The sequence below is a fragment of the Paenibacillus sp. MZ04-78.2 genome, from assembly GCF_024213375.1.
In the GTDB taxonomy this organism is placed as follows: domain Bacteria; phylum Bacillota; class Bacilli; order Paenibacillales; family NBRC-103111; genus Paenibacillus_G.
Genome location: NZ_JANAVJ010000011.1, coordinates 99,886 through 126,012, shown reverse-complemented (window position 1 = coordinate 126,012; position 26,127 = coordinate 99,886). Strand labels below are relative to the sequence as shown.

The window sequence follows — 26,127 nt, the reverse complement described above, 5'->3', positions numbered from 1 at the left end:
CATGAGGAGTGCCGTGTTTTTGATTTTCGGAGCGACCGGGGACTTGGCCCGGCGCAAGTTATTCCCGGCGTTTTACAGCCTGTACCGTGAGCGCAAGCTGGGTGACCGATTTGCGGTAATCGGCCTCGCGCGACGTTCGCGCACGAACGACCAGTTCCGCGACGACGTCTACGAATCGATTCAAGAATTCGCACGCTATAACGTGACGAAGGACGAGCAATGGGATGCGTTTGCCGAGCATTTTGAATACATGTCACTGGACATTAATAACGTTGAAGGCTTCCGGCAGCTCCACGAGCTGACCGACCGGCTCGACGTCAAGTTCGACATCGGCGGCAACCGGTTGTTTTACTTGGCCCTGGCGCCGGAGCTGTTCGGCAATGTGTCGCACAATCTCAAGGCAGGCGGATTGTTGGAAGGGGCCGGCTGGCACCGGCTTGTAATCGAGAAGCCGTTCGGCTATGATCTTCCGTCCGCGGAGAAGCTGAACACCGAAATTCGCAAGGTGTTCGAGGAGCAGGACATTTACCGCATTGACCATTACCTCGGCAAGGAAATGGTGCAGAACATCAACGTCGTCCGGTTCGCGAACGCCTTTTTCGAGCCGCTGTGGAACAATAAGTACATCGCCAACATTCAAATCACGCTGAGCGAAACCGTAGGCGTGGAAGAACGGGGCGGCTATTACGAGCATTCGGGCGCGCTGCGCGACATGGGACAAAACCACATGCTGCAGATGCTGGCCATTATGGCGATGGAGCCCCCGAGCCGGATGCATCCGGAGGATATCCGCGACGAGAAGGTGAAGGTGTTCCGCAGTCTGCGCGGCTTCCAGACGGCGTCGGAGGTGCGGGCCAACACGGTGCGCGGACAGTACACCGCCGGCAATATTAAAGGCGAGGAGATTCGCGGCTACCGTGACGAAGACAAGGTCAATCCGGAGTCGACGACGGAAACGTATTTCGCCGCCCGCGTCTTCGTGGATAACTTCCGCTGGGCCGGCGTCCCGTTCTATATCCGGACGGGAAAACGATTGCCGGTGAAAACGACGGAAGTGGTCGTCGAGTTCAAGAACGTGCCGAACAATGTTTACTTGTCGCGCAAGCATAAGCTGGAGCCGAACCTGCTCGTGTTCCGCGTCAATCCGATGGAAGGCATTTACTTCAAAATGAACGCCAAACAGCCGGGATCGGAAGGAACGATCGTTCCGGTCGCGATGGATTTCTGCCAGAGCGGCCAGGTCGGGCTGAACACGCCGGAAGCGTACGAGCGGCTGCTCTACGACGCCGCTCGCGGGGATTCCACGTACTTCACCCGCTGGGACGAGGTCGCGCTGGCATGGAAATATGTCGACAAAATCGCCTCCGCCTGGGGCGAGCGTACGGACGATTTACACCTGTATACGGCGGGCACTTGGGGACCGGAGCAGGGGCAGCAGCTCGTTGCCGAAGACGGCTTCCGCTGGTGGCCGGTGAACGGGCAGGACGAAGGCGAAGTCGCTTGGGGACATAGCCAAATGTAATGGCTAGTCGATAGAAACCGAAAGAGCAGATCCGGTTGCGCCGGGGCTGCTCTTTTTTGCGTGCGCAGGTTTGCGTCTTTTTTTCACCTCTTGAAATATGATATGATGAAGTGTACAGTGCCGGCTAAGGCAAGGGGGATCTTTATATGTCCAGACGCGCTTTTATACGCTGGATGCTCGGACTTCTGGTCATGATCGGGGCGGCGCTCGCAGGACTGTTCAAGCTGCTGCAGCAATCGGTCGACCGGCAGACGGGCGGTACGGACGGCGTCGCGGCGCAAAAGACGGAACCGGGACCGAATTCCGATCCGGCGGCGGGGAATCCGGGAGCGCCGTTGTTCTCGTTCATGATTCTCAGTGATTTGCATGTGTCTCCTGACGATCCGAACACGGCCCGGCATTTGAAGCAAGCGCTTGACGATATGAAGCAGTTCAAACCGCCGGTCGAGGCGCTGGTTCTGACGGGCGACGTGACCGACTACGGGCGGGAGAGGGACTATAAAGAGCTGAAAAAAACGTTGTCCGCTTACAAGCTGCCTCCGGTTTACGCCAATATGGGCAACCACGATTATTATGACATTTGGATTGACCAAGAAGGAGCTTTCAATAAAGACACGATGCCCAATGGCAAGACGGACAGGCAATCGCGCGAGCGGTTCCAGAAGTTTTTCGGATTGTCGAAGCCGTATCACGACGCTTGGGAGAAAGGATACCACTTGATCCTGCTGTCGCAAGAGGCTTATGTGCAGGAGAAGCCCGAGGTAAGCGAAGGAGCATGGTATTCCGACGAACAATTGGATTGGCTGAAGGAACGACTGGCTGCGCATAAGGACGGCAAGCCCGTCTTCATCATGACCCATCAGCCGCTGCCGCCCGCTGGAAAAAACGGGGGGGTGCATCAGTTGATTCCGGCGAAAAAATTCCGTAAAATCTTGAAGCCTTACAAAAACGTGTTCGTGTTCTGCGGGCACCGGCATCAGGATTTTCAAGGCACGGTGGAGCATTATGTCAAAGAAAGCTTTCACTATTTTCATAACTCCTCGGTCGGACGTGTGCTGAACCGCAGCTACCAACATGCGGCCAAGGAGAAGGCGCAAGGATTGTATGTGCAGGTATATCGGGACAAAGTGACGCTGCGCGGCCGGGCGTTCGAATCGGGAACGTGGCTGAAGGAAGCCGACTGGACCGTCAAGCTGACCTGAACATTTAAGTGAGAACGTAGCGGCGCGGGCGGAATCGTTCAGATTCGGATTTTGCAAAGCTATGAACTGAATAAGATTGAGGAAGGAATAAACTGATTATGGGCACCGGATTATCCGAGAAATTAAAAGAAGAAGTACAGAAGCGGCGCACCTTCGCCATCATCTCCCACCCCGACGCGGGGAAAACGACCCTGACCGAGAAACTGCTGCTGTTCGGAGGCGCGATTCGGATGGCCGGTACGGTTAAAGGGCGCAAAGCGAATCGCCATGCGACGAGCGACTGGATGGAGATCGAGAAGCAAAGAGGGATTTCGGTCACCTCCAGTGTGATGCAGTTCGATTATGAAGGACATCGGGTCAATATTCTCGACACTCCGGGCCACCAAGACTTCAGTGAAGACACGTACCGGACGTTAACGGCGGCGGACAGCGCCGTCATGCTGATCGACTCGGCCAAAGGGGTCGAGGCCCAGACGAAGAAGCTGTTCCAGGTGTGCCGCAAGCGGGGCATCCCGATCTTCACATTCATCAACAAGCTGGACCGCGAGGGGCAAAATCCGTTCGATCTGCTCGAAGAGCTGGAGCAGGTGCTGGGTATCCGCTCGTATCCGATGAACTGGCCGATCGGGATGGGCAAACAATTCCGTGGCGTGTACGACCGGAAGCTGACGCAGGTCGAGCTGTTCCAAGGCGACGATCATAAAGAAATTCAAGTACGCAAAGTGAGCGGCTACGATGACCCGATCGTGAAAGAAATCGCAGGCGAATTTTTTTACGATCAACTGGTGCAGGACTTGGAGCTGCTCGATGTGGCAGGCGACGAGTTCGACTACGAGAAGGTACGGAATGGCGAGCTGACGCCCGTGTTCTTCGGCAGCGCGATCAACAATTTCGGCGTGCAGACGTTCCTTGAGAATTTCCTGCAGCTCGCTCCGATACCGACGTCGCGCAAAAGCAGCGAAGGCTTGGTCGATCCGCTGCATGAGAAGTTTTCCGGCTACATTTTCAAAATTCAAGCGAATATGAATCCGGCTCACCGCGACCGGATCGCTTTCCTGCGAATTTGCTCCGGCAAATTCGAGCGGGGCATGTCGGTGAAGCACGTGCGGGTCGGCAAAGACATCAAGCTGGCGCAGCCGCAGCAATTTCTCGCGCAGGACCGCGACATCGTCGAGGATGCTTATCCCGGCGACATTATCGGGCTGTTCGACCCCGGTATTTTCCGCATTGGGGATTCGCTGTGCCAAGGCGGCAGCGTAGAGTTCGACGAGCTGCCGACGTTCTCCCCGGAGCTGTTCTCCAAGGTGACGGTCAAAAACGCGCTGAAGCACAAGCAGTTCCAGAAGGGCGTGGACCAGTTGACCGAGGAGGGCACCATTCAGGTGTTCAAAACGATCGGCTTCGAGGATTTGATTCTCGGCGTCGTCGGACAGCTCCAATTCGAGGTGTTCGAATACCGGATGAAAGCGGAGTACAGCAGCGAGGTGCAGCTGTCGCGGATGACCTACCAGTTCGCGCGGTGGCTCGTCGGCGACGACATCGATCCGGGCAAGTTCCGGATTAACTCGCAGCTGGTGAAGGATAAGAAGGACAATTACGTCACGCTGTTCGAGAACGAATATGCGCTGCGCACGGCGATGGAAAAAAATCCGAACCTGAAATTTCTAGAGACTGCGCCTTAATGGCGCCGATCCGATAAGCAGGCAGCCCTTCGCGGTTTTCATCGACCGGACGAGGGGCTGTTTGTTTTTTGCCGGGAATGGCTCAATTTGATAAAATAGGAATGCAGTGGAAGGTAAATGGGAATGGGGGATGCTTAATTATGAATAGCAAACCGTACAATCCGTATGAAGATGCCGACCTTCACGCCACGCAACCGAACCGAACGTTCATTATGGAGGACCGGAAGCCTTTTAACGATGCGATCCGTCATTTCGACGTCATCCAAGGGGTATCTACGCCCAAGCGTCTGGATCATTACCCCCGGCTCATTAAAAACCCGTTCCGCTTATACGTTATCTTATCGGTAGGGTCGATGGCTGTCCTGCTTGCTTATTCCTTTATCCAAAACGTATGGGCTGCCTTGAATGGAGGCTAGACACGCCTTGAATTGCCGGTCGGTCGGGACATGGGTCCCGGCTGGCCGTTTGCTTTTTAGTGGGGCTTTGCCGGAAGCGAAATTTTTCTCCTTTTCTCATCGAATTTTCATCTTCGTATTGTATAGTTAAAGCTGCGGCTAAGGGCAATAATAGGATCGATGCGATTGCCGCTTTTTTACTATTTCAAACGCAACCAGAGGGAACAGGATGAAAAAGATTCTTATTGTGGAAGACGAGCGAAATTTTGCCCGATTTATGGAATTGGAATTGATGCACCAAGGCTATGCCGTAACTGTCGTCGGGAGCGGTCGGGAAGGCCTGGAAACCGCCACCCGCGATGCATGGGATGCCATTCTGCTTGATGCCATGCTGCCGGAGCTGCACGGCTTCGAGGTATGCCGCGGCATTCGCCGTGCCGGCTTCGAAACGCCCGTCATTATGCTGACGGCCCGCGACAGCGTCATGGATCGCGTATCGGGGCTGGACAGCGGAGCGGACGATTATTTGCCGAAGCCGTTCGCGATCGAGGAGCTGCTGGCACGAATTCGGGCGGTCATAAGACGAAGCAAGCGGGGAATCGGTGCAGCGCAAGCGGCGTTGGCGTACCGGGAGCTTCGGATCAATCCGGTCGCCGGGACCGTAAGCAAGGCCGGGGCGGTTCTGGAGCTGACCAAGCGTGAATACGAGCTGCTGCTGGTACTTATGAACCATAGGGACCGGGTGCTTAGCCGGGCGATGCTGCTTGATCTGGTCTGGGGGTACGATTGCGAAGTCGAGACGAATGTGGTCGATGTGTACGTCCGCTATTTGCGCAACAAAATCGACGATCCGGCGCAGCGGAGCTATATTCAAACCGTCCGTGGCATCGGCTACGTCATCCGGTCATGAAAAAGCTGCGAATGCGCTTCACCCGGCTGCCGATCAAATGGCAGATGACCTTATGGTCGGCCTTCATGCTGTTCGTCTTGTTTACGGTCTATAACGCCGTTCAATATATCGGCATCAACCAATGGATGAGCAGCCGCGAAGTGGAGTCGGTGCGCAAAACGATGGGCGAGCTGCAAAGTTATTTTACGGAAAAAAGTGATATACTGGATGCCGGACAAATCGTCAGGAGCAGGCATTTTATTCAGAGCATCAATCAAAAAAATCAATTGATCCGGATTTTGGACGGTGAGGGAAAGCCGGTGCTGACGGTGCTTTTGGCGCTGCCGGAGGATTGGGTGGCGCCGCGTCCGGTCACAAACACCGAGCTTGAAAGCGTATGGCATCAGGAGGAGCATCTGCTCGTTCTGCGCGCCCCGGTCGTGTCGGAGAAATTCCGCGGTACAATTGAAATCGTCAGCAATCTGGAGACGTTCGACGAACTGAAAGGGATTGTCACGCTGGTCATGATTCTGGGCGGTGCCGGGGCAGTGCTGCTGAGCGGCCTAGGCGGGCTGCTTCTGGCGGGACGGTTGCTAAGGCCGGTTCAAAGCATAACGGACACGATGAGGAGTATCCAGAAGAACGGCCTGCAGGAGCGGGTGCCTTTCTACGACAATAAGGATGAGATTTCGGCGCTGGCCCACGTGTTCAACGAGATGATGGATCAATTGGAAACGTCGTTTCGCAAGCAGAAGCAATTCGTTGAAGACGCTTCGCACGAGCTGCGGACCCCGATTTCGATTATTTCCGGGCATTTGTCGATGCTGAACCGTTGGGGCAAGCGCGATCCGGTTCTCGTAGACGAATCGCTCCGCGCTTCGCTTGAGGAGTTGGAGCGTCTGAAAGGGCTCGTGCAGGAGCTGCTGGAGCTTACCCGCGCGGAACATGCCAGTCCGGATGGCGTTGCCGAGCTGTGCGATCTGGGAGAGACGATCGCCCAAATCGTTAAGAACGTTTCCATTGTTCATCCCGAATTCGAGATTACGACGGATATGGATGCGCTGAAAGGCGTTCACATCCGATTGGTTCCAAATCATATCAAACAAATTTTGTTGATTTTGTTGGATAATGCGGTGAAATATTCGGTCGAACGAAACAAAATCCACGTGTCGGCCGTCTTGATAAAAGACACGATGTTGCGTATCGTCATCCGCGATTACGGAATGGGCATTCCGAAAGCGGAAGTGGAGCATGTGTTCGACCGGTTTTACCGCGTGGACAAAGCCCGCAGCCGCAAACGAGGCGGCAGCGGCCTGGGGCTTTCGATCGCCAAGCGGCTCGTCGAGAAGTATCATGGGGACATACGTTTGGAAAGTGAAGAGAACCAAGGAACGACGGTGACGGTGCAACTGCCGTTCAGCCGTTAACGGAACGAGGAGAGATCGTGTATGTTGTTGAAATGGGACTATGATTTATTCGAAATGATCAACGGCCTGGCTGTCGATCATACGACGCTTAACGTGTGGATGCGCTTTTTCGCGGAATATGCGGAATATTTCTTTTATTTGGCCATCGTCGTGTATTGGTTTACCCGAAAACAAGAGAACCGCCGGATGGTGGCGAAAGCGCTCTGTTCTGCCGTGTTGGCGATGGGGATCGGCTCGCTGATCGGCAAGTTGTTTTACCGGAACCGGCCGTTCGTCAGCCATGAAGTTCATCAGTTGATCGAGCATGCGGCTAATGCGTCGTTTCCCAGCAGCCATGCCATCGGCGCTTTTGTCATCGCCACCTCGATCTGGCTGTACCGCCGTAAGGACGGATACGTCTGGCTTGCGCTGGCCGCATTGATCGCTTTGTCCCGGATCTGGACCGGCGTCCATTATCCGATAGACGTCACTGTCGGAGCACTGCTTGGCATCGGTTCTGCCGTAGCCGTATACAAGCTGTTCACCCAATGGACGCTCGCCCGGCGCTGGTTGGCCGTTGGCCTGTCGGTTTTTGAAAAAATCGAGCGCAAGCTCGGCTTTAAATCGTAGTAGAACTTTGGAAGAAGCAGTTGCCTGCATCGCGGCAGCTGCCTTTTTTTGCGGAAAATCGGCCATAACGGGGGTCTCTGCATGTCCCGGACGCCTGTCGTAGGCCTCTATACCTTACCGTGCTGCGGCGGGGGGCATACACTATGATGGATGAACGAGACCAAGGCCCAGAGGGATTGGATAGCGGGAATAGGAAGTTCGTCAAAGGTGTAGAGGGAGATGAGGGCAGTTTGGTGCCAGCCGTTCTCCGGCCGAAGGAAGAAAGGTGGATGAAATGAGGAAGAGTAAACCGAATAACAGCAGCTACATCGTGAGCAAATGGGCCAAAACCCAGGCGGTGATTCCGAACCGGAAGCTGGCCAAATACATTCCCGAGACGCGCAAGCTGAACCGCGAAAGCTTGAGGGGGATGCTGGACCGGCACGGCATGGTCTATGTCAAGCCGAACAGCGGCACGTACGGCATCGGCGTGATACGGGTGGAGCGGCTGGCCGGCGGAGGTAGCGCGTCTTACCGCTGTCATACCGGAACGAAAATTAACACCTTTGCCCAATACGATGACTTATACAGGCATATTGCGGGATTGACCCGAAAACGGATGTACTTGGTGCAAAAAGGCATCCATCTGCTCAAATATAAGAAGCGGCGCTTCGATCTTCGCGTCATGGTGCAGAAGACTCCGACCGGGAACTGGCTGACGACAGGATTGATCGGGCGCGTCGCTGCGCCGGGTAAGGTCGTAACTAATGTGCACAATGGAGGAAAGCTCAAACCCGTAGAGGTTTTGTTGCAGGGGCATGCCGGGAGCGCCGAAAAGTCGAGATTAACCTCTGGGCTGCGCAGGCTCGGCACTTCCGTAGCAGGGCAGCTTCGTTCGAAGTACAGAAGACTTAAGGAAATCGGGCTGGACGTCGCGCTGGACGAGAAGCTGCACCCGTGGATTCTGGAGATTAACACGGCTCCCGATCCTTATATTTTCCGAAAGCTGAAGGATAAGCGCATCTTCGCGAGAATTTACCGATATGCAAAAGCTTACGGACGGCTCTGAGCAGCCGTCCGTTCTTTTTGAAGGAGGAGCCTTGGCGCCGCTCCCGAATCGGTGTTAACCCGCTTCGCCGTCCTTGGATGCGGCTTGGTCGGTTTTGGGCAGGGCGATCGTGAACAAGGTGCCGATGCCGGGCGTGCTGTCCGCTCCGATCGTGCCTGCATGGGCTTCGACGAGCTGTTTGACGATGGATAGGCCGAGTCCGGTCTCGCTGTTGCTTTTGGATCGGGACGGATCGGATTTGTAGAACCGCTCCCAGATGAGCGCCAGCTCTTCCTTGGACATGCCGCGGCCGGTATCCGCGATCACGATTACGGTATGCGTTTCCGTTTCGGAGCCGGTCAGGCGGATCGTACCGTATGCCGTAAACTGGATGCTGTTTTTGACCAGATTGATGAGAATTTGCATCAGCCGGTCGTAGTCGGCATACACCTGCAGGTCCGGCTCGCATTCGATCAGAATGTGCAGGCGCTTCTCTTCAATCAAGACTTCGAGCGATTCGTGAACGATTTCGAACAGCTCTTTAAGCGGTGTTCGTTTTTTGTTCAGCGTGATGAGGCCGCTTTCGATTTTCTCCATGTCGAGCAGTCCGTTGATGAGCCGGATCAGGCGGAACGTTTCCTTCTCGATGATGCCGTAATATTTGGCCCGCTCCTCCGGTGAGTGGACGAGATTGCTCTTCAGCCCTTCGATAATGCCGCGGATCGAGGTAAGCGGCGTGCGCAGCTCGTGCGTCACGTCCATAATAAAATGGCGGCGCCGCGTCTCGAACTGCTGCAGCTTATGCAAGGCGAGCTCGAGCTGCCGGGCCATAGTATTGAAGTCGCCCGCGAGCTCGCCCAGCTCGTCCGACCGCCGAACCGTGGATCGGGCGGCATAATCTCCCGCGGCAATTTGGCGGGTCGTCCGGCGCAGCGACCGGATGCTGGCGCTCATACTGCGGGAAAATATCCAGCTGACGGCGACGGCCAGTATGAAAATAACGACGATCATATAGATCAGCGCTTGGTTAAGCGCCTCCATCGTCTCTTGAATGCCATGAAGCGGGGAGAAGACGAAGAGGTGCAGCTCGGTTTTTTGCGGCTTCAGCTTGGTTTGCCTGTAAACGACGACCCATGGCTTCTCCGCTCCGCGTTCGACGATGAAGCTTTCGTTGCCCTTGGTGTCGGATATGTGCGCCCGCAGCTCGTCCAAGAACGCCTTGCCCCGCAGCGCGCCGGGCATCTTCGGGTCGCGGTAGGCGATTTCGCCGGCTTGATCCAGCAGGATGAACGACGTCCGGCGTTCAGCCAGCAGGGTGCGATACGCTTGCAGCGCGCTGGTCGGGTCTTCCCCTTCTCTTGCGATCAGGCGGACGATTCCTTTGGAGACGCTGGCCAGTTCTTCCGTCTCGTTGTCGAATGTTTGCTGCTTCATGTAGTAGGTAAACCCAGCCGCCAGCAGGACGAGAATGAGCATGGACAGAAGGAGATGGGATAGAAACTGCCGCTGGAAAAAAGTAAACCGGAAGCGCGGCCGCAGATGGCTCAGCTTCATCGTTATTCCTCCAGCTCTAGCTTGTAGCCCACGCCCCAGACGGTCACGATCAACGGATGCTCCGGCGAAGACACCTTATTGCGCAGCCGCTTGATATGGACATCGACCGTGCGCTCTTCGCCCAAATAATCGTAGCCCCATACGCTTTCCAGCAGCTGCTCGCGGGTAAAGACGCGTCTGGGATACCGGACGAACAGCGAGAGCAGATCGAACTCCTTCGGCGTTAAGTTGCTGATCGTATTCCCGCCGACAGTGGCGGTCCGGGCGGACAGGTTGACGACTATCGTCTTGTGTTTGAGCAGCTCTTGCGGATCGGCCGCCCCTTCGGCCTCAGCCCCGCCGCCTCGATGGTATCGGCGCAGCACGGCTTTCATGCGGGCGATCAGCTCCATCGGGCTGAACGGCTTGCTGACGTAATCGTCGGCTCCGAGCTCAAGCCCCATAATCCGGTCCTGCTCCTGATCGCGTGCCGTAAGCAGGATGACCGGCGTTTCCCCTTTATCGCGTATATCCCTGCACAGCGCCAGCCCGTCCTTGCCGGGAAGCATCCAGTCCAGGATGACGAAATCCCACGTATACCGATCAAGCTGTTCCTGGGCGCTGAGCCCGTCATGAACGAAGGTCGTATCATACTGTTCTTTTTGAAAAAACAAGTGCAGCATTTCGCAAACGGACGTATCGTCCTCCGCGACCAGCAGTTTCATGGCGGCACCTCCATCGGAGTCGGAATGGTTCGGTTAAGTCTGTTAGCTCCAGCATAGAGGGTTCCAAGCGGGATAGCAAGCGCAAGCGCTGGGCGGAAACTTCCGGTCACTGAACATCGACAGCAGACGATGTGCCAAAAAGTTGCTGAATCTCCGGGATGTTCACTTTGAATTCGGTTCTTTTCGGATGGGTGATCGAGCACATGTAGCGGCCGACGCGGAACGATACGCTGCTATATTGGGCAAAGTTCGTATAGCTGGTGACCATGCAGTCTTGCTTGATGTCCATATGATCGATTTCATACACGGAGAGCGGGGTCATGAGTCCGGTTTTCAAAATTTTCGACAAGGATTCCTTGGAGGTCCACAGCATCGTAAGCGCGGCCTCGTAATCAAGAGAGGTGTCCGCGATCATTTGCTTCTCGTTTGCTGTCATTCGCGACTCGATGGCACTGACGTTGGCGCCGTCGATTTTCTCCAAGTCGATACCTACCGGGTGGGCCTCCGGGAACGCAATGGCAGCCGCAATATGATCACAATGCGTAATGGTGATCTGAAGAGGCTCGGTGCGCGGAAGCATGATAACCGGCTGCTGGAATACTCCCTGCTGCACCCATAGTTGCCCAAGCTGGGGTTCCGCCATACGAGTGTACGCGGAGATCGCCTGCTTCGCGCAGTAGCGGCCAAGCATAAAGCTATGCTTCCTTATATATTGCAGCTTCCGGTAATAAGCAAGCTCCTGCTCATGGAGGACGCTTAATGCATCCGCATCTTCATATGGGGTTGTACGGCTGCTAAGACACAACTGCGCCTTAAAGCGATTGTCAGGTCTGATGAATGCCAGTTCCTCCAAATATAATAAGGTGTCCAACACTACCTCTCCCCTCGTTTTCGTTCGTTGTTGAACGTCGTTATGTAGTTATCGTTTCCCATTATTCGCCAGTTGTCAATAGGTGAAATTCAGGGTAGACATACCTAGAAAGAGCGTGAGATAATGAGAGGTCGTACATTGTTTTTAAGGAGGCGGCTGAAATCGTAACCCGAAAGGAAGTTGCAGAGCTGGCGGGAGTATCCGAAGCGACGGTTTCCCGCGTATTCAACGACGTCGGTCCGATGAAGGAGCAGACTCGGCTGCGGGTGCTGCAGGCCGCCAAAACTTTAAATTATCATCCGAACGCGATTGCTCAAAGCTTCGCCCGCCGCAGAAGCGGCAACTTGGGCGTCGTGTTGCCTTACGTGCCGAAAGTGCACATTTTTTCAACTTATTATTTCTCCGAGGTGCTTAGCGGCATCGGGGAGCAGGTGAAGGCTTCAGGCTACGATATGCTGCTGAAATTCCGCGTTCCCGGAGAAGAAAGCGATTACAGTAGTATTTTTCGTTCGCAGAAGGTGGATGCCTGCGTGATCCTCGGAGCGACGGATACGCCCTCGGAGCGGGCGGAGCTGGAAAAATTGGAAGATGGCGGGTTCCCCTTTTGCCTGATTAACCAGCATATGAGTGGAGAGCGGTTTCATGAAGTGGATGCGGATCATGAGGGAGGCAGCTACCGCGCGGTACGGTATTTGCTTGATCTGGGATACCGGAACATAGCATTTTTGAGCGGCTCGCCCGAATTTTCCAACAGCGGCGACCGGCTGCGGGGGTATATGCAGGCCATGCGCGAAGCGGGACTGCTGCCGGCGGATGCCAAGGCTGCGGGCGACCTGCCTGCGCATCTGTATTACGAAGGCAACTACAGCCGAACAAGCGGAATGAAAGCGGCGGCGGCCATGCATCCGCACCTGAACCGGATCGAGGCGGTGTTCGCCTCCAACGATCGGATGGCGATCGGTTTGATGCAGGGGCTGCGTGAGTACGGGCACGTTCCCGGACGGGATTACGCCATTGTCGGCTATGACGACTCGGAGGCCGCCCGCGTAACCGACCCTCCGCTAACGAGCGTTGCTGTGCCGTTTTACGAGATGGGTCGGCTGGCGGCGGAGCGGGTGCTGAGACGCGTCGGCGGAGGGAATGAGACGGATGGCGCATCGGAGAGCTTCAGACTTAGGCTGGATACGAAGCTTGTCGTGCGGCAATCGTGCCGCATCCTGCGGTAACACCGTCGTTGCGTTGCGCCCGATTCGATAAGGGACGGTGAGGGGAAGCCGCATGACGGAAAAGCGCGCAGGGATCGTTCCCCGCACGCTTTTTTGCCGTTGCTTTAAGCCAAATGTTCTTTGAGCGTTGTGATCATCTGGTTCTGCGTATCCGCTTCGCTGTGCTTCCAAATAATTTCGAACAATACTCCAAGGCCCGGCAGCACACGTTCTTCCGCATCCATCGAATCCGCAATAACGTCGAACAGCTCTTCGTTGCTTTTGTCATGCATGCGCTGAATGATCGCTTGCCGCAAATTCAGGTTCATGGCAGTTCCTCGCTTTATGGTCTTTTCCACTTGGATGATGCAATTTCGCTTTCATTAATATGCTCCGCTTGAATAAGTTTCATGCTTCGTCACGAACTTTGGTGAACTGCTGCGCTTCTTGATATAATAAAGAACATGAGAAGGGGGATGAACACGGATGAGCAAACAATTCGCTGTCATTGGAATGGGGCGTTTCGGCTTCAGCGTAGCCAAGACGTTATCGAATCTCGGCTTTGAAGTGCTGGCGATCGACAGCAGCGAGCAGCGGACACAGGAAGTGTCGAATATTGTGACCCACGTCGTTCAAGCCGATTCCACCGATGAAGAAGCGCTGCGCGCGCTCGGATTGCGCAATTTCGACGTCGTCATCGTCTCAATCGGACAAGATATTCAGGCCAGTATTCTTACGACAATCATCGTTAAAGAAATCGGCGTGCCGAAGGTCGTCGTCAAGGCTCAGAACGAACTGCACGGCAAGGTGCTCGTAAAAGTCGGGGCGGACAAGGTGATTTATCCGGAGCGCGATATGGGTGTCCGGGTGGCCCATCATTTGATTTCATCCAACATTATCGATTACATCGAGCTTTCGGAAGATTACAGCATCGTCGAGGTTCAAGCGTCCGGGCAAATGGTTGGCCGCAATCTGAGAGAGCTCGATATTCGCGCCAAATATGGCTGTAACGTGATGGCGATCCGAACCGGGGACAAGATGAACATCGCCCCGCACGCCGAGGATATCATTAGACATCACGACATTCTTGTCGTTGTAGGGACGAACACGGATTTGAAAAATTTCGAAAAGACATTCGCGGAATAGAGGGTCGAAGAAAATCGTATGAACGATAAAAAAAAGGTAGTTTCCAATGAATCGGCTATCCTAAGCTCGGCTCAAAATCCGCGGGTAAAGCAGTGGACCGAGTTGCTCAGCCGCAAAGGGAGGGACAAGCAGGGACGCTTCCTGATCGAAGGCGTCCACCTTGTGCAGGAGGCGCTCCGTTCCGGTGACCTGGTACCGGAGGTATTGGTGTACGCGGCCGATAAGAAGCAGGCGATTGCCGGGCTGCTGGAGGATGCGGCGGCTAAAGGAACGGAATGCGTCGCGGTAACGGAAGCCGTGCTGGCCAAATGCACGGACACCGAGACGCCGCAGCCTGTGTTCGCAGTCGTGCCGAAGCTGCCGTGGCGCGGAAGCGATCTTCTCGCAGCAAGTGAGCCGAACGGGCTGGTCGTCGTCATCGACGGCATCCAGGACCCCGGCAATCTCGGCACGATCATCCGCAGCGCGGATGCGGTCGGGGCTTCCGGCGTGCTGCTTGGGAAAGGAACCGTCGACCTGTATAATCCGAAAACGGTGCGTTCGACGATGGGGTCGCTTTTCCATCTGCCGATTGTCCAAGGCGATTTGACCGAATGGCTGCCGCGGGCGACCGAGTCCGGCGTGCAGGTTGTCGCTACAAGCCTGCAGGGAGCGGTTAGTTGTTACGAGCACGATTTTCGCAAAGCCACGTGGTTTGTGATCGGCAACGAAGGGCAAGGCGTCTCCGAGGAAGTTCGGCAGCTTGCCCGGCATCAGGTGCTAATCCCGATGAAGGGGCGTGCCGAATCGCTGAATGCGGCGATGGCTGCTACTGTTGTCCTGTTCGAGGCGATGAGGCAGCGGGGGGGGTTGTAATTTATTTTGTCGCCGAAGAATTTTTCCCGATGAGTCAAAACCTTGATTTATCGGGATATTTTTTACTGTGCCCACACGGGAATATCCATGTCGGTAAACTGGGCTGCAGATGGCAAGCCGCCCGCCTTCCGCTTTTGTCCCGCTTAGCTCACATTTGATAAATGTCGTATTGTCAAAAATACAGTCGTAAAATCTGGCAGCTCTAAGCTCCACCCTGCGAAACGTTGCATTCGTAAAGTTGCAATTGTAAAACTTCACTCGTCTCCCCCCGAACTCTAACCAGCCATGGCCGATAAATTGAGTGCCTGTAAAGCGACAATGATGATAACGGGTATCGTCCATCTTGACCCTCATTTTAGCCGATGAAAAATCAGAGTCCGTAATTTGTCATGAAAACATCGAACACCGCTCCAAGGTAGCTTTGGAAAAGTTGACACGAGACAAAATACTATTCGACAAATTATGTATATTTGCATAGGAAAGGTTTACATTTTCAAGGTGAGATCCATATAAACTGGACCTTTCCAATTCTTTTATGACGGCAAAAGGGCCCACTTCCAGTCCCGCAAAGTCAGCATCCCGAATAACTGCATGTCCAGCAGAAATGGCCTCGATAAAAGGGCGGACACTTTCCACAAATTCTTCACAATGCCATCGTTCCAAGATGGTTTTCTTTTTCATCCCCGCAAGCATCTCCTGTTAATATATACTGATATTATAGGATTATAGGATTATAGGATACATTCATATAAACTTCAAAGCCGAGGTGTAAGATGGTCCAAGAATTGGCCTTCTGTTTGGATGATAGCTTCAGATAAGATTCTGAATATAATGGGAATATAGGGAATGGAACGGTGAAAGGAAAATTCGAAATGAAGGGAAAAGAAGATTTCTTTACACGCAAGAGACGTGAAATAGGCGTTGCCTTAAACGAAGTTCAGAAGAAAGCTGTTCTTCAGACGAACGGAGCGCTGCTCTTACTGGCATCGCCAGGGTCCGGGAAGACGACTACCATCATCATGAGGATAGGTTATTTGATTGAGGAGAAAAAAATTGATCCATCGCGAATAAAGGCGGTTACATTTAGCCGTGCGTCGGCTCATGATATGAAGAAGCGATTTAAGCGATTTTTTCCGCACCTTCAACCGGTCCATTTTTCGACGATACACAGCGTTGCTTATGAGGTAATGGGAGAACATTTTCGGAAAACAAGAACGGCTTTCCAAATCATCGAAGGGGATCTGGATTTGGAAGAGCAAAAAACGATGGATGCGAAACATCTGCCGCTGCACAAGAAAATGATTTTGCGTAATTTGTTCAAGTCCATGGTTGGCGATAATATTACCGATGATCAGATGGATGATTTAACGACCTATATTAGTTTCATCAAAAATAAAATGATTCCTCCGGAGAAATGGTCGTTGGTTCGAACAACTGTACCGGAAGCGGAACGGATTCTGCATGAATATGAGGCATTTAAGAGATCAGGTCACAGCAAGTTGCTTGTCGATTACGACGATATGCTGACGATAGGAGAGCAGGTTTTAGAGAGAGATAGAGAACTTCTTCGGAGGGTTCAGGAGCGGTATGATTATATCCTTTCGGACGAGAGTCAGGATACCTCCGCAGTGCAACATGCCATTATCGAAAAGCTGGTTCGGAAGCACGGGAATCTTTGCGTGGTTGCAGATGACGATCAATCGATTTATAGTTGGCGTGGCGCGGAGCCTTCCTACCTTTTGAACTTCAAGCAAGTGTATCCCCATGCCATTACCTTGTTTATGGAGCAAAATTACCGCTCCTCTAAAGATATCGTGACCGTAACGAATCAGTTCATCAAGCGAAATAAGAACCGTTACGACAAAAATATGTTCACGAAGAATCCATCAAGTAAGCCGATGAAGATCAGAAGCTTATCGGATTACATCTATCAAACGAAGTATCTGGTTCAACAGATTCAGAAGGTGGAGCAGCTTTCTGAAGTGGCCGTATTGTATCGTAACAATTCCTCATCCATTGCCTTGATCAATGAATTTGATCGGGCAGGGATTCCCTTTTTCATGAAAGATGCAGACAATCGATTCTTTTCGCATTGGGTAGTCGAAGACATTAAAAATTTCATGCGAATGAGCTTTACTGACAAGCGTCCGGACATTTTGGAAAAGATCCACCTGAAATTTAATGCATATATCAGTAAACAGCAGATGGCGGCATTGAAGGAGATTGACAATAACGAATCGGTATTTGATAATTTGCTGAATCATGTGCAATTGCAGGATTATCAAGTGAAGCCGTTGGTTGCAAGCAAAGAAACATTTCTGCAAATGCGTGGGATGCCGCCGCTACATGCTATACGTGTCATTCGTGATCGATTGGGATATGAAAAGGCGCTTGAAAAGATCTGCGAGCGGCTTGGATTCCGTAAGGAATACTTAATCGGCATCCTTAACACATTGGAAGAGATTGCAGTGGGGCTGGAGACGATGGAGGAGTTTGCGAGCAGGTTAAAACATCTGGAATTGGTTCTAAAGAATGCGAAGTTCAGGAAAGATCAGAATGTCGTGACTTTCTCAACGTTTCATAGCGCTAAGGGTCTTGAGTTTGAGCGGGTCTATATGATGGATCTCGTGGATGGCATTATTCCGTCATCTGACGATCTCAAAGCAAGCTCGGCAGCAATGATGGAAGAAGCAGTTCGGCTTTTTTATGTTGGTATGACACGGGCGAAGAAACATCTGGAGCTTATAACGTATCGGAAAAGAGACGGTGAGGAGGTTAAAGAATCGCAGTTTGTTACGGCGATCAGGAGCATCGTGAATCCTCCGAAAAAGGATGTGCCCAAAAACAGCGGGGCAGCAGAAAAAGATGCTATACGGGATCAAGCCGGGCTGATTGTAGGGAAGACCATAAGACATAGCGTTTTCGGCTCCGGAACCATAAGACGAATAGACAAAGACTACATTCACATCCAATTTGGATCAAGCGTAAAAATTTTATGGATTACAACTTGTTTGGAAAAGGGATTATTGGAGCCGGTATAAATGGAAGAATTCAAGCAATCCGGATTAAAAAACAATCATTTGCTTGATACAAGCCAGAAAAGCCCTGACGATTCCATACAGCGGCAGCCCGGGACTTTTTTGCTTGTCCAAGGCTGCCGTCGGTTTTTCCACTTTACTTTGACTGCACGGGCATTGTCATGTTTCGGACGAAGAAGAACGCTAAGCTTTTTTGGCTTTGCTTCCTAAGCCGCTACGTAAGCGGGTTCCCGCCGTGGGCCGCCCGCACGTACACGCGCTGACGGTGCTTTTCGACCTCGACAGGAGCTTCGAAAAAATCGGTCAAGATGTCCGCCTCCAGGATGCTTTCGGTAGGTCCGCTGCGGACCGCCTCGCCTCTGCGCAGCAGCAGCGTATGGCTGAAGGCGGGAACGATTTCCTCCGTATGGTGGGTGACGTAAATCAGCGTCGGCGACTGCTCTTGGCAGCTCAGCTCCTGGATACTATCCAGCAGCTTTTCGCGCGAAAACAAATCCAGCCCGTTGCAGGGCTCGTCCAGAATCAGCAGGTGCGGGTCGGCCATCAGCGCCCGGGCGATCAGCACCTTCTGCTTCTCTCCCTGCGAGCAGGTCCGGAATTCCCGGTCCCACAGATGCGTGCAGCCCAGCGTGCGCATCAGTGCTTGCGCCCGGTCCAGATCTTCATCGGACAGCCGCTCGTACAAGCCGATGGTCGCGTATTTGCCGCTGATGACCACATACTGGGTTTTGTGGGTGGCATACAGCTTCTCTTGCAGCGAGGAGCTGACCCAGCCGATGGATCGGCGCAGCTCGCGCAAATCGACTTCCCCGAACCGGTGGCCAAGCACAGACACCGACCCTGTCATCGGCCAGAGATAGCCGTTGATTATGTTCAGCAACGTCGTTTTCCCCGATCCGTTCAAGCCCAGCAGCGCCCAATGCTCTTTGGGACGCACGGTCCAGCAGATATTGTGCAGCAAAACGTTCTGACCGTTTTTCCAAGATACATCCTGAATATCAATGACATGTTCCATAGGCTGACCTCTTCCCTTTGTTCACCGTTGTCTATTTCCTCATCATAAAACAAGGACGATGCCATGTCGATGCGAAAAGTGCTTATCCCGAAGAGCAATTTTTGCAACATTTCGTTTTTTTGAGTGATAGCGGTTACAAACCAGTAATATACATATAAAGTAGGTTATTTACACTTCCCTTCGACCGATGTACTATATGGATATAGGTAGGGAGGAGAATCTTATATGGTAACGACCATGGAAAGTATGAGAACGGTAGTTGAGAATGAGTTGCAGCTTCACAGGTACACGCCTTCGCAATTCAGCAAGCTTGCAGGAATCCGTATTGAGCAGTTGGATTACCCCCGATCCGTCACCATAGAGCAACTCGACAAGATCGCATCCGTGTTGGGGCAAAGCCCCGGATGGCTTTACGAATTGTACTTGGGCCAGTGTTTCTTGAACGATCAGCTAACCTGCTCGCAGCAATTTTCCTTAGCCGAGAGTCTGTTTGAGCAAGGAAAGAAAAAAGAGGCTATTCCGCTTTACCGCCAAATTGTCGATAAAGGAAATGCAGAGGACCCGCAGTATGTCATGAGTCAGTTCCGCTTGTTTCAATCGCTTATCGGAACCGGGGTGGAAGAAAACAGAGAAGCCGTATTTCGTTTTGAAACCCATTACAAACATTTGCCGGAGGATGTCCGGCTGGACGCTCTCTTGCAGATGGCCAACATTTATTACACCTTCGAAAGGTGGGACAAAGTCGGACAGTACGCCGATGAACTCAGAGAACTGGCAACTGCGATCTACGAAAAGCAGATTCATCGTGAGCTGCATCAACCGCTGCAAACGGAACGGCATTTAGTGGTGTACTATGGTCAAGGCTGTCTGATGAAAGGGGTGGTTCTAACCAAACTGGAACAATACGAAGAGGCTAAGCGCTATGTGCAGGAGTATTCGGATCTTTCATGGTTCCAAGGTCTTGACGAGGTCGGTAAAAAGGAGGTTGAGAAATTCCGGGTATGGGGGAAAGGAAACGGGCTCATCCTTGAATTGAATACGGGAAACCTCAAAGTGCTGCCCGAATTATCCGTCTATTTGGAGGAATTCCCCAACCAAATTCTTCCCAGTTTATCGGTCGTCATGAAAGCCGCAAACCGATACCAGTTTTCAGTTGATGCGATTCTTTCCAAATTCGAACAGAGAATCCCGACAGTCGGAACGATTACCGATCACATTCATGGCACGCAGCTGTTTCACTTTTGGTATGAGAAAGTCATTTACAGCTTCAAAAGAGGAGGGAAGCACCAAGCCTTAAATGAATTAATTCATGCCTTGGGTCTGGCTCAAAAATTACGTTATTATTCAGGGTTCGAAAGATGCGTTTCTTTGTTCTGGAAGCACGTTGATCGTGCGACGGAACAGCAAAAAAAGGAATACGAGAAAATTTTGGAAGGAGTGTCCGTATCATGAAAAAAATGCTGGTGCTTCTGACCTTGGGGTTCATTTTCTTGAATGGCTTGTCCGTATCGTATCAATCGCCGACGAACGGGTCGGCAAAAACGCTCTTGCATGATAACGGTGTAGGAGGCTGACAACGATCGCAAGGAGTCCCGGCCGGTTCATGGAACAGGTCAGGGGCTCCTTTCGTTTGACCGGATTTGAGCCTGGGAGTGCGCTTGGTTCGTCTTCTGACTTCGAGTATAATGAAACGGGTAACCAATCGATAAGACAGGAGACAGGAACATGGAAGCTTTTGACCGAAGTCTGGAAAAATACGCGGAGCTTGTTGTCCGGGTCGGAGCGAACGTTCAGCCCGGACAAGTGCTTCACATCGAATCGCCGTTGGAAGCTGCGCCCTTCACCCGCAAAGTTGTGCAAAAGGCCTACGAAGCGGGAGCGAAATACGTGCAGGTTCAATGGGATGACGAGGAAGTGACGAGAAACCGCTTCTTATATGCGCCCGACGAGTCGTTCGACTACTACCCGCAATGGATGCCGGCGATGATGGAGCAGCTGGCAGAGAACGGCGGGGCATTGATCAACATCAAGGTACCCGATCCGGAACTGTACAAGGGCATCGATTCGGACAAAGTGACGCGGGCGACCAAAGCGGCAGCCGTAGCGAGAGAGAAATTCCAAGGCTACGTGCGCAACAAAAAGTTCAGCTGGTGTCTGGTGAAAGCGCCGACGCAGGCTTGGGCGGCCAAGGTGTTCCCTGAGCTTCCGGAGGAAGAGCGCGTCCAGGTGATGTGGGATACGATCTTCAAAATGAACCGGGTCGACACGGATGATCCCGTGACGGCTTGGAAAGAGCATATCGCCCAGTTGAAGCAGGTCAAGGAGAAGCTCAACGAGAAAAAGTACAAGAAGCTGCATTACCGGGCTCCCGGCACCGACTTGTCGGTCGAGCTGCCCGAAGGGCATATTTGGCACGGCGGTGGGACGACGGACGATCTGGGCGTATACTTCGTAGCCAACATGCCGACGGAGGAAGTGTACACGATGCCGCTGCGGACCGGAGTGAACGGAACGGTGACGAGCACGAAGCCGTTAAACTTGAACGGGCGGTTGGTCGACAAGTTTTCGCTCACGTTTGAAGGCGGCCAAGTCATCAACTATACGGCCGAGGTCGGGCTTGAATATTTGGATGCCCTACTGAAGACGGACGAAGGGGCGAAATATTTGGGGGAAGTGGCGCTCGTGCCGCACGATTCTCCAATTTCGAACCTGAACCGCGTGTTTTACAATACCGGTATTGACGAGAACGCGTCCTGCCACTTCGCCGTCGGCAGCGCCTATCCGTTTACGATCGAGAATGGAACGAAGATGACCAATCAGGAACTGCTGGCAAAAGGCGCGAACGTCAGCTTGACGCACGTCGACTTTATGGTCGGTTCGGCGGAGCTGGATATTGACGGCGAGCTGCCGGACGGCACCCGCGAGCCGTTGTTCTGCCAAGGCAACTGGGCGATCGGGTAATCCCCGCTCCTTGGCTTGCATAGTTGAACAAGGGACCGCCCGACTTGCCGAGTCGGGCGTTTTTTTCGTTACTCCGTTTTTTCATGATGCTGGCATAAGAAGCCGATAAAATGCTCCATGATCTGGTTTAGCGACATGTCCTTCAAATAAATCAGCTCGAAATTGCGGTTCAGCTGCGGCAGCCCGGCGACTTCCACCTCGCGCAGTTCATCCCTCTCCAGATCGTGGAGGATCGAGAAGCGGGGCAGAAACGCGATGCCTAGCCTTTGCTTGACCATCCGCTTGACCACCTCGAAGTTATCCGCCTCCATAACCACGTGCCGGTCCAGCCGATAGTGGCTGAACGCTCCGTTAATCAGCGTCCAGTCGAGGGAGCCGCGATTGAATAAAATGAGCCGTTCCTTGGCGACATCCTCAATCGTCACCTGCTTGCGCTCGTGAAACGGATGGCCCGGATAGACCGCCAGCAGCATATCGTCCTTCAGAATCGGAATGCGCCGAATCTGCGGGTGATTGACGGCGCGGGCGATCCCGAAGGATACTTCATGATTCAACACCATATCGAGCACCTGATGCGAATGTCCGGTCAAAAGCGTCAGCTTCACCTTCGGGTAAAGCGTCTGGAATTGCTCCACGAGCTGAGGCAGCAGGTAAAAGGCCGCCCCGAACACGGAAGCGACGGACAGCTCGCCTTCCAATTTTCCATGAATCCGCTGGATCGCCTGCTGCCCGTCCTGAAGCGCTTGCAGCATACTCTTGGCATAGGGAAGGAAGCTTTCGCCTTCCTCCGTCAAGGAGATGACACGGCCGGTCCGTTGAAACAGCCTGCAGTTCAGGTCGGCTTCGAGCGCTTTGATCCTCTGGCTTACCGCAGGCTGGGACAAATACAGCAGGTTGGCCGCCTTGCTGAAGCTTCCGGTCAGAGCCACCATGACAAAACATTCGACATGATCCGTATTCATAAAACGCCTCCCATCCTCGTATTATATTTTTTTATAGCCATCATGTCATTATCCTATTGGACCGGTCTGCGGAAATCGATTAATTTGATAATATCATGGGAATTTTTTGATCAGGGAGGGCTGCATCATGGCTTTGGCTTATTTTAACGGAAGCTTTATCCAATCGGACGAACCGGCCGTTCCGATCGACGAACGAGGACATCAATTCGGGGACGGCGTGTATGAGGTGATCCGGATTTACAAGGGGCGGCCGTTTATGCTCGACGAGCATTTGGATCGTCTATTCAAAAGCGCTGCGGCGATCCGTCTGGAGATCGGGCACGACGGCGAGTCGCTGAAGCGGATCATCGGCGAGTTGGTGCAAAAAAGCGGGCTGTCGGATCTCGATCTTTATGTGCAGGCAACCCGCGGCATCGCTCCCCGCAATCATTTGTTTCCGGCATGCCCGGCGTCCGTATCGATGACGGCGAAGCCGTTTCGGGAAATACCGGCCGAGGCAAGGGCTTCCGGCATTAGCGTCATGCTGCATCCGGATGAGCGCTGGCTGAACTGTTGGATCAAGTCGCTCAACCTGCTGCCCAATATTTTGGCCAAGCAAGCGGCGTCCGAACGCGGGTGCCTGGAAGCGGTTCTCGTGCGGGACGGGGTTGTGACGGAAGGAACAAGCTCCAACGTCTACATGGTCAAGGACGGAGCGATTCGGACGGCGCCGCTGTCCAATCACATTTTGGCGGGTATTACGAGAATAGCGGTGCAGCGGATCGCGCACGAGCTTCGCATCCCGTTCGTCGAACAATCGTTTACGCCGGAGGAGCTGCGGCAGGCGGACGAAGCGTTCATCACCAGTACGACGACGGAAGTGATGCCGGTCGTTCGTTTCGAGGACGGAAGCCAGATCCGGGACGGCCAGCCCGGACCGGTCACGCGGGCGCTGTACGAACGTTTCCGTACAATGACAGGACAATGATGGGGCAGAACCAGGAAAGGCTGGATCAAGAAATGGGGCAAACCATTGAAATCATCGACTTTCATTGCGACGCGTTGTATAAGCTCTGGCATAGCGGCGGACAGCTGTCCTACGGCAGCTCGGAGGAGCTGGCGACGAACAAGGCAAGGCTGCAGCAAGGCGGCGTGAAGGCCCAGTGCTTTGCCGTCTTCGTTCCGCCCGACCTCAAGGCGGAGCAGAAGTTTCAAGCGGCGCTGGATCAGATTCATTATTACTACGATGAGGTGCTCGGGAAGCATCCGGAAATGAAGCCGATTCGCAGCTGGGCCGATTTCGACGCGCTCGAACCGGGGCAGATCGGAGCCATGCTGACGCTGGAAGGCGTCGATCCTATCGGCAACGACCTGCGCCAGCTGCACATTTTATATCAGCTCGGCGTGCGGTCGGTCGGCCTGACCTGGAACTACGCCAACCTTGCTGCCGATGGCGTGCTGGAGCCGCGCGGCGCCGGGCTTACCTCGTTCGGCCGGGACATTGTGCGCTTCAATAACGAGCACCGGCTGCTAACCGATGTCGCTCATCTGTGTGAAAGGGCGTTCTGGGATGTCGTCGAGCTGGCGGAGTACCTGATTGCGAGCCATTCCAACGCGCGGGCGCTTTGCGATCACCCGCGCAATCTAACGAACGAACAGGCCAAGGCGCTGTTTGCCAAGGGCGGGACGGTTCACGTCGTTTATTGTCCTCTTTTTGTGAAGCAGGGAGGCCACGCGACCATTGTCGATGTATTAAAGCATATCGATCATTTGTGTTCGCTCGGCGGCGTGCGGCATATCGGGCTCGGTTCGGATTTTGACGGCATTTCGGAGTTTGTCGCAGGCTTGGAGCACGCGGGTAAAAGCCAGAACTTGATCAACGAGCTGCTAAAATATTTTAAGGAAGAAGAAGTGCGCGGATTTGCCGCCGAGAACTTTTTGCGCAACCGTCCGAAGTAAGTGAGGCGTATAAACGAATAGAGGGAGAATATTGGATGAGCAGCAAACGATTGCGCGATTATGGTTTTACCATCGGAAAGCTTCCGACCGGACAGCTTAACTGCATCACGGATGTCCCCGGAGTATCCGTAGGGCAGGTGACGTTACATGAGGACCGCCCCGACGCTTGCGTGCGGACGGGGGTCACGGCGATTTTGCCGCATCCGGGCGATTGGTTTCGTGAGAAAACGGTTGCCGCGGCGCATGTGATCAACGGCTTCGGCAAAACGACCGGTCTGATTCAAGTCGACGAGCTTGGCGTTATCGAATCGCCGATTATGCTGACGAATACGTTCGGCGTACCGGCGGTGACCGAAGGGACGCTTCGTTACATGCTGGAGCAGGATGACGGAATCGGAGACCGCGACGGCTCGCTGAACGTCGTTACCGGCGAGTGCAATGACTCGTTGCTCAACGACATGAGGGGACTCCACGTCCGCCCGGAGCATGCGATGGAAGCGATCCGGCAGGGAAGGGAAGCCATGGGCACGCGTCGCCGCGTCTCGGAAGGGGCGGTCGGAGCCGGAACGGGAATGGTCTGCTTCGGCTACAAGGGAGGAATTGGGACATCGTCCAGACAGGTGGAAGTCGATGGGGTTGTTTACCATTTTGGCGTCTTGGTGCTGACGAATTTCGGGAATGGGGAAGATTTGACCATACTTGGGAAGCCTGTGGGCGAATCCCTTCGGGCGAAGCCGGAGGAAGCGCGGGACAACGACGGCTCGATCATCATCGTGGTTGGCACCGACTTGCCGATGGACGCCCGCCAGTTAAAGCGGATTGCCAAGCGGGCGGGCTTCGGCTTGGCGCGTACCGGCTCGATCGCTCATCACGGAAGCGGCGACATCGTGATCGCCTTCAGCAACGGCAACCGCATTCCGCATACGTCGGCTTCCGGTACATTGGAGCTTCGCGTCGTTCGCGAAGACGGCCGGCTGATATCCGAATGCTTCCGCGCCGTCGCGGAGGCGACCGAGGAAGCGATCTACAACTCTCTGTTTATGGCGGAGACGACCATGGGGCGCGAAGGAAGAACGATTGCCGCTTTGCCGGTAGAGGAAGTGCTGGCCTTACTAGGACGCTGAT

26 protein-coding genes are annotated in these 26,127 nt (G+C 53.7%); 18 read left to right on the top strand and 8 right to left on the bottom strand.

Features of this window, described 5'->3' with window-relative positions; translation table 11 throughout:
* Position 1 precedes the first annotated feature (1 nt).
* The 8 genes from zwf to NLX71_RS11085 all read left to right on the top strand — a co-directional run bounded on the left by zwf (position 2) and on the right by NLX71_RS11085 (position 8,774).
* Positions 2-1,522, top strand: a complete 1,521-nt coding sequence (zwf, locus tag NLX71_RS11120; protein WP_254363701.1) for a glucose-6-phosphate dehydrogenase — start codon at positions 2-4, stop codon at positions 1,520-1,522.
* A 146-nt stretch (positions 1,523-1,668) separates the two neighbouring features.
* The gene (locus NLX71_RS11115) at positions 1,669-2,724 is read left to right on the top strand and encodes a metallophosphoesterase family protein (RefSeq protein ID WP_254363700.1); all 1,056 of its coding nucleotides are present in this window, start codon (positions 1,669-1,671) and stop codon (positions 2,722-2,724) included.
* A gap of 98 nt (positions 2,725-2,822) precedes the next feature.
* The gene (locus NLX71_RS11110; RefSeq protein ID WP_254363699.1) at positions 2,823-4,406 is read left to right on the top strand and encodes a peptide chain release factor 3; all 1,584 of its coding nucleotides are present in this window, start codon (positions 2,823-2,825) and stop codon (positions 4,404-4,406) included.
* A 140-nt stretch (positions 4,407-4,546) separates the two neighbouring features.
* Positions 4,547-4,822, top strand: a complete 276-nt coding sequence (locus NLX71_RS11105) for a hypothetical protein (RefSeq protein WP_254363695.1) — start codon at positions 4,547-4,549, stop codon at positions 4,820-4,822.
* 208 nt (positions 4,823-5,030) lie between these two features.
* The gene (locus NLX71_RS11100; protein WP_254363694.1) at positions 5,031-5,711 is read left to right on the top strand and encodes a response regulator transcription factor; all 681 of its coding nucleotides are present in this window, start codon (positions 5,031-5,033) and stop codon (positions 5,709-5,711) included.
* Positions 5,708-7,117 (top strand): HAMP domain-containing sensor histidine kinase, encoded by a 1,410-nt coding sequence (locus tag NLX71_RS11095; protein ID WP_254363693.1) that lies wholly within the window; start codon positions 5,708-5,710, stop codon positions 7,115-7,117. Before NLX71_RS11100 ends, NLX71_RS11095 begins: the two co-directional genes overlap by 4 nt.
* A 21-nt stretch (positions 7,118-7,138) precedes the next feature.
* Positions 7,139-7,726, top strand: coding sequence for an undecaprenyl-diphosphatase (locus NLX71_RS11090; protein ID WP_254363692.1), 588 nt, complete (start codon positions 7,139-7,141; stop codon positions 7,724-7,726).
* A gap of 274 nt (positions 7,727-8,000) precedes the next feature.
* A complete protein-coding gene (locus NLX71_RS11085; protein ID WP_254363691.1) occupies positions 8,001-8,774 on the top strand; it encodes a YheC/YheD family protein in 774 nt (257 codons plus the stop codon).
* 54 nt (positions 8,775-8,828) lie between these two features.
* Here the strand turns inward: NLX71_RS11085 and NLX71_RS11080 are convergent, their stop codons facing one another.
* From NLX71_RS11080 to NLX71_RS11070, 3 genes are all read right to left on the bottom strand, one after another.
* Entirely contained in the window at positions 8,829-10,307 is a 1,479-nt protein-coding gene (locus tag NLX71_RS11080) for a sensor histidine kinase (RefSeq protein WP_254363689.1), read from the bottom strand.
* Positions 10,308-10,309: 2 nt separating this feature from the next.
* A complete protein-coding gene (locus tag NLX71_RS11075; RefSeq protein ID WP_254363688.1) occupies positions 10,310-11,011 on the bottom strand; it encodes a response regulator transcription factor in 702 nt (233 codons plus the stop codon).
* Between the two features lie 106 nt (positions 11,012-11,117).
* Complete coding sequence (locus NLX71_RS11070; protein ID WP_254363686.1) at positions 11,118-11,882, bottom strand: 4'-phosphopantetheinyl transferase family protein; 765 nt, start codon at positions 11,880-11,882, stop codon at positions 11,118-11,120.
* Positions 11,883-12,043: 161 nt separating this feature from the next.
* On the opposite strand from NLX71_RS11070, the gene NLX71_RS11065 reads away from it, so the two are divergent.
* On the top strand, positions 12,044-13,108 hold the full coding sequence (locus tag NLX71_RS11065) for a LacI family DNA-binding transcriptional regulator (protein WP_254363740.1): 1,065 nt from the start codon (positions 12,044-12,046) through the stop codon (positions 13,106-13,108).
* A 104-nt stretch (positions 13,109-13,212) separates the two neighbouring features.
* Here the strand turns inward: NLX71_RS11065 and sspI are convergent, their stop codons facing one another.
* The gene (sspI, locus tag NLX71_RS11060; RefSeq protein WP_254363684.1) at positions 13,213-13,416 is read right to left on the bottom strand and encodes a small acid-soluble spore protein SspI; all 204 of its coding nucleotides are present in this window, start codon (positions 13,414-13,416) and stop codon (positions 13,213-13,215) included.
* A gap of 157 nt (positions 13,417-13,573) precedes the next feature.
* On the opposite strand from sspI, the gene NLX71_RS11055 reads away from it, so the two are divergent.
* Entirely contained in the window at positions 13,574-14,233 is a 660-nt protein-coding gene (locus NLX71_RS11055; protein WP_254363682.1) for a potassium channel family protein, read from the top strand.
* A gap of 18 nt (positions 14,234-14,251) precedes the next feature.
* Positions 14,252-15,088: a TrmH family RNA methyltransferase gene (locus NLX71_RS11050; protein WP_254363681.1), complete on the top strand. Its 837-nt coding sequence runs from the start codon at positions 14,252-14,254 to the stop codon at positions 15,086-15,088.
* On the opposite strand, the gene NLX71_RS27045 is transcribed toward NLX71_RS11050, so the two are convergent.
* Complete coding sequence (locus NLX71_RS27045) at positions 14,993-15,430, bottom strand: pentapeptide repeat-containing protein (RefSeq protein WP_375377911.1); 438 nt, start codon at positions 15,428-15,430, stop codon at positions 14,993-14,995. The two genes, NLX71_RS11050 and NLX71_RS27045, sit on opposite strands and share 96 nt — an antisense overlap.
* Positions 15,431-15,475: 45 nt before the next feature.
* Entirely contained in the window at positions 15,476-15,769 is a 294-nt protein-coding gene (locus NLX71_RS11045) for a pentapeptide repeat-containing protein (RefSeq protein WP_254363680.1), read from the bottom strand.
* A 191-nt stretch (positions 15,770-15,960) separates the two neighbouring features.
* Between NLX71_RS11045 and NLX71_RS11040 the strand changes: the two genes are divergently transcribed.
* Entirely contained in the window at positions 15,961-18,129 is a 2,169-nt protein-coding gene (locus NLX71_RS11040) for an ATP-dependent helicase (RefSeq protein ID WP_254363679.1), read from the top strand.
* Positions 18,130-18,340: 211 nt separating this feature from the next.
* On the opposite strand, the gene NLX71_RS11035 is transcribed toward NLX71_RS11040, so the two are convergent.
* The gene (locus NLX71_RS11035; RefSeq protein WP_254363678.1) at positions 18,341-19,141 is read right to left on the bottom strand and encodes an ABC transporter ATP-binding protein; all 801 of its coding nucleotides are present in this window, start codon (positions 19,139-19,141) and stop codon (positions 18,341-18,343) included.
* 225 nt (positions 19,142-19,366) lie between these two features.
* On the opposite strand from NLX71_RS11035, the gene NLX71_RS11030 reads away from it, so the two are divergent.
* The 3 genes from NLX71_RS11030 to NLX71_RS11025 all read left to right on the top strand — a co-directional run bounded on the left by NLX71_RS11030 (position 19,367) and on the right by NLX71_RS11025 (position 22,102).
* On the top strand, positions 19,367-20,593 hold the full coding sequence (locus tag NLX71_RS11030) for a helix-turn-helix domain-containing protein (protein WP_254363677.1): 1,227 nt from the start codon (positions 19,367-19,369) through the stop codon (positions 20,591-20,593).
* Complete coding sequence (locus NLX71_RS26565) at positions 20,590-20,715, top strand: hypothetical protein (protein ID WP_302058178.1); 126 nt, start codon at positions 20,590-20,592, stop codon at positions 20,713-20,715. Before NLX71_RS11030 ends, NLX71_RS26565 begins: the two co-directional genes overlap by 4 nt.
* A 151-nt stretch (positions 20,716-20,866) precedes the next feature.
* Positions 20,867-22,102, top strand: coding sequence for an aminopeptidase (locus tag NLX71_RS11025; RefSeq protein ID WP_254363676.1), 1,236 nt, complete (start codon positions 20,867-20,869; stop codon positions 22,100-22,102).
* A gap of 68 nt (positions 22,103-22,170) precedes the next feature.
* On the opposite strand, the gene NLX71_RS11020 is transcribed toward NLX71_RS11025, so the two are convergent.
* Positions 22,171-23,064: a LysR family transcriptional regulator gene (locus NLX71_RS11020; protein ID WP_254363675.1), complete on the bottom strand. Its 894-nt coding sequence runs from the start codon at positions 23,062-23,064 to the stop codon at positions 22,171-22,173.
* A gap of 127 nt (positions 23,065-23,191) precedes the next feature.
* Between NLX71_RS11020 and dat the strand changes: the two genes are divergently transcribed.
* From dat to NLX71_RS11005, 3 genes are read left to right on the top strand one after another with little or no spacing between them, the layout of a single operon-like run.
* Positions 23,192-24,031, top strand: a complete 840-nt coding sequence (gene dat, locus NLX71_RS11015) for a D-amino-acid transaminase (RefSeq protein ID WP_254363674.1) — start codon at positions 23,192-23,194, stop codon at positions 24,029-24,031.
* A 32-nt stretch (positions 24,032-24,063) separates the two neighbouring features.
* Positions 24,064-25,002 carry a dipeptidase gene (locus NLX71_RS11010; RefSeq protein ID WP_254363672.1) on the top strand — a complete coding sequence of 313 codons (939 nt, stop codon included), beginning with the start codon at positions 24,064-24,066 and terminating at the stop codon, positions 25,000-25,002.
* A 35-nt stretch (positions 25,003-25,037) separates the two neighbouring features.
* Positions 25,038-26,126, top strand: a complete 1,089-nt coding sequence (locus tag NLX71_RS11005; RefSeq protein WP_254363671.1) for a DmpA family aminopeptidase — start codon at positions 25,038-25,040, stop codon at positions 26,124-26,126.
* Position 26,127 lies beyond the last annotated feature (1 nt).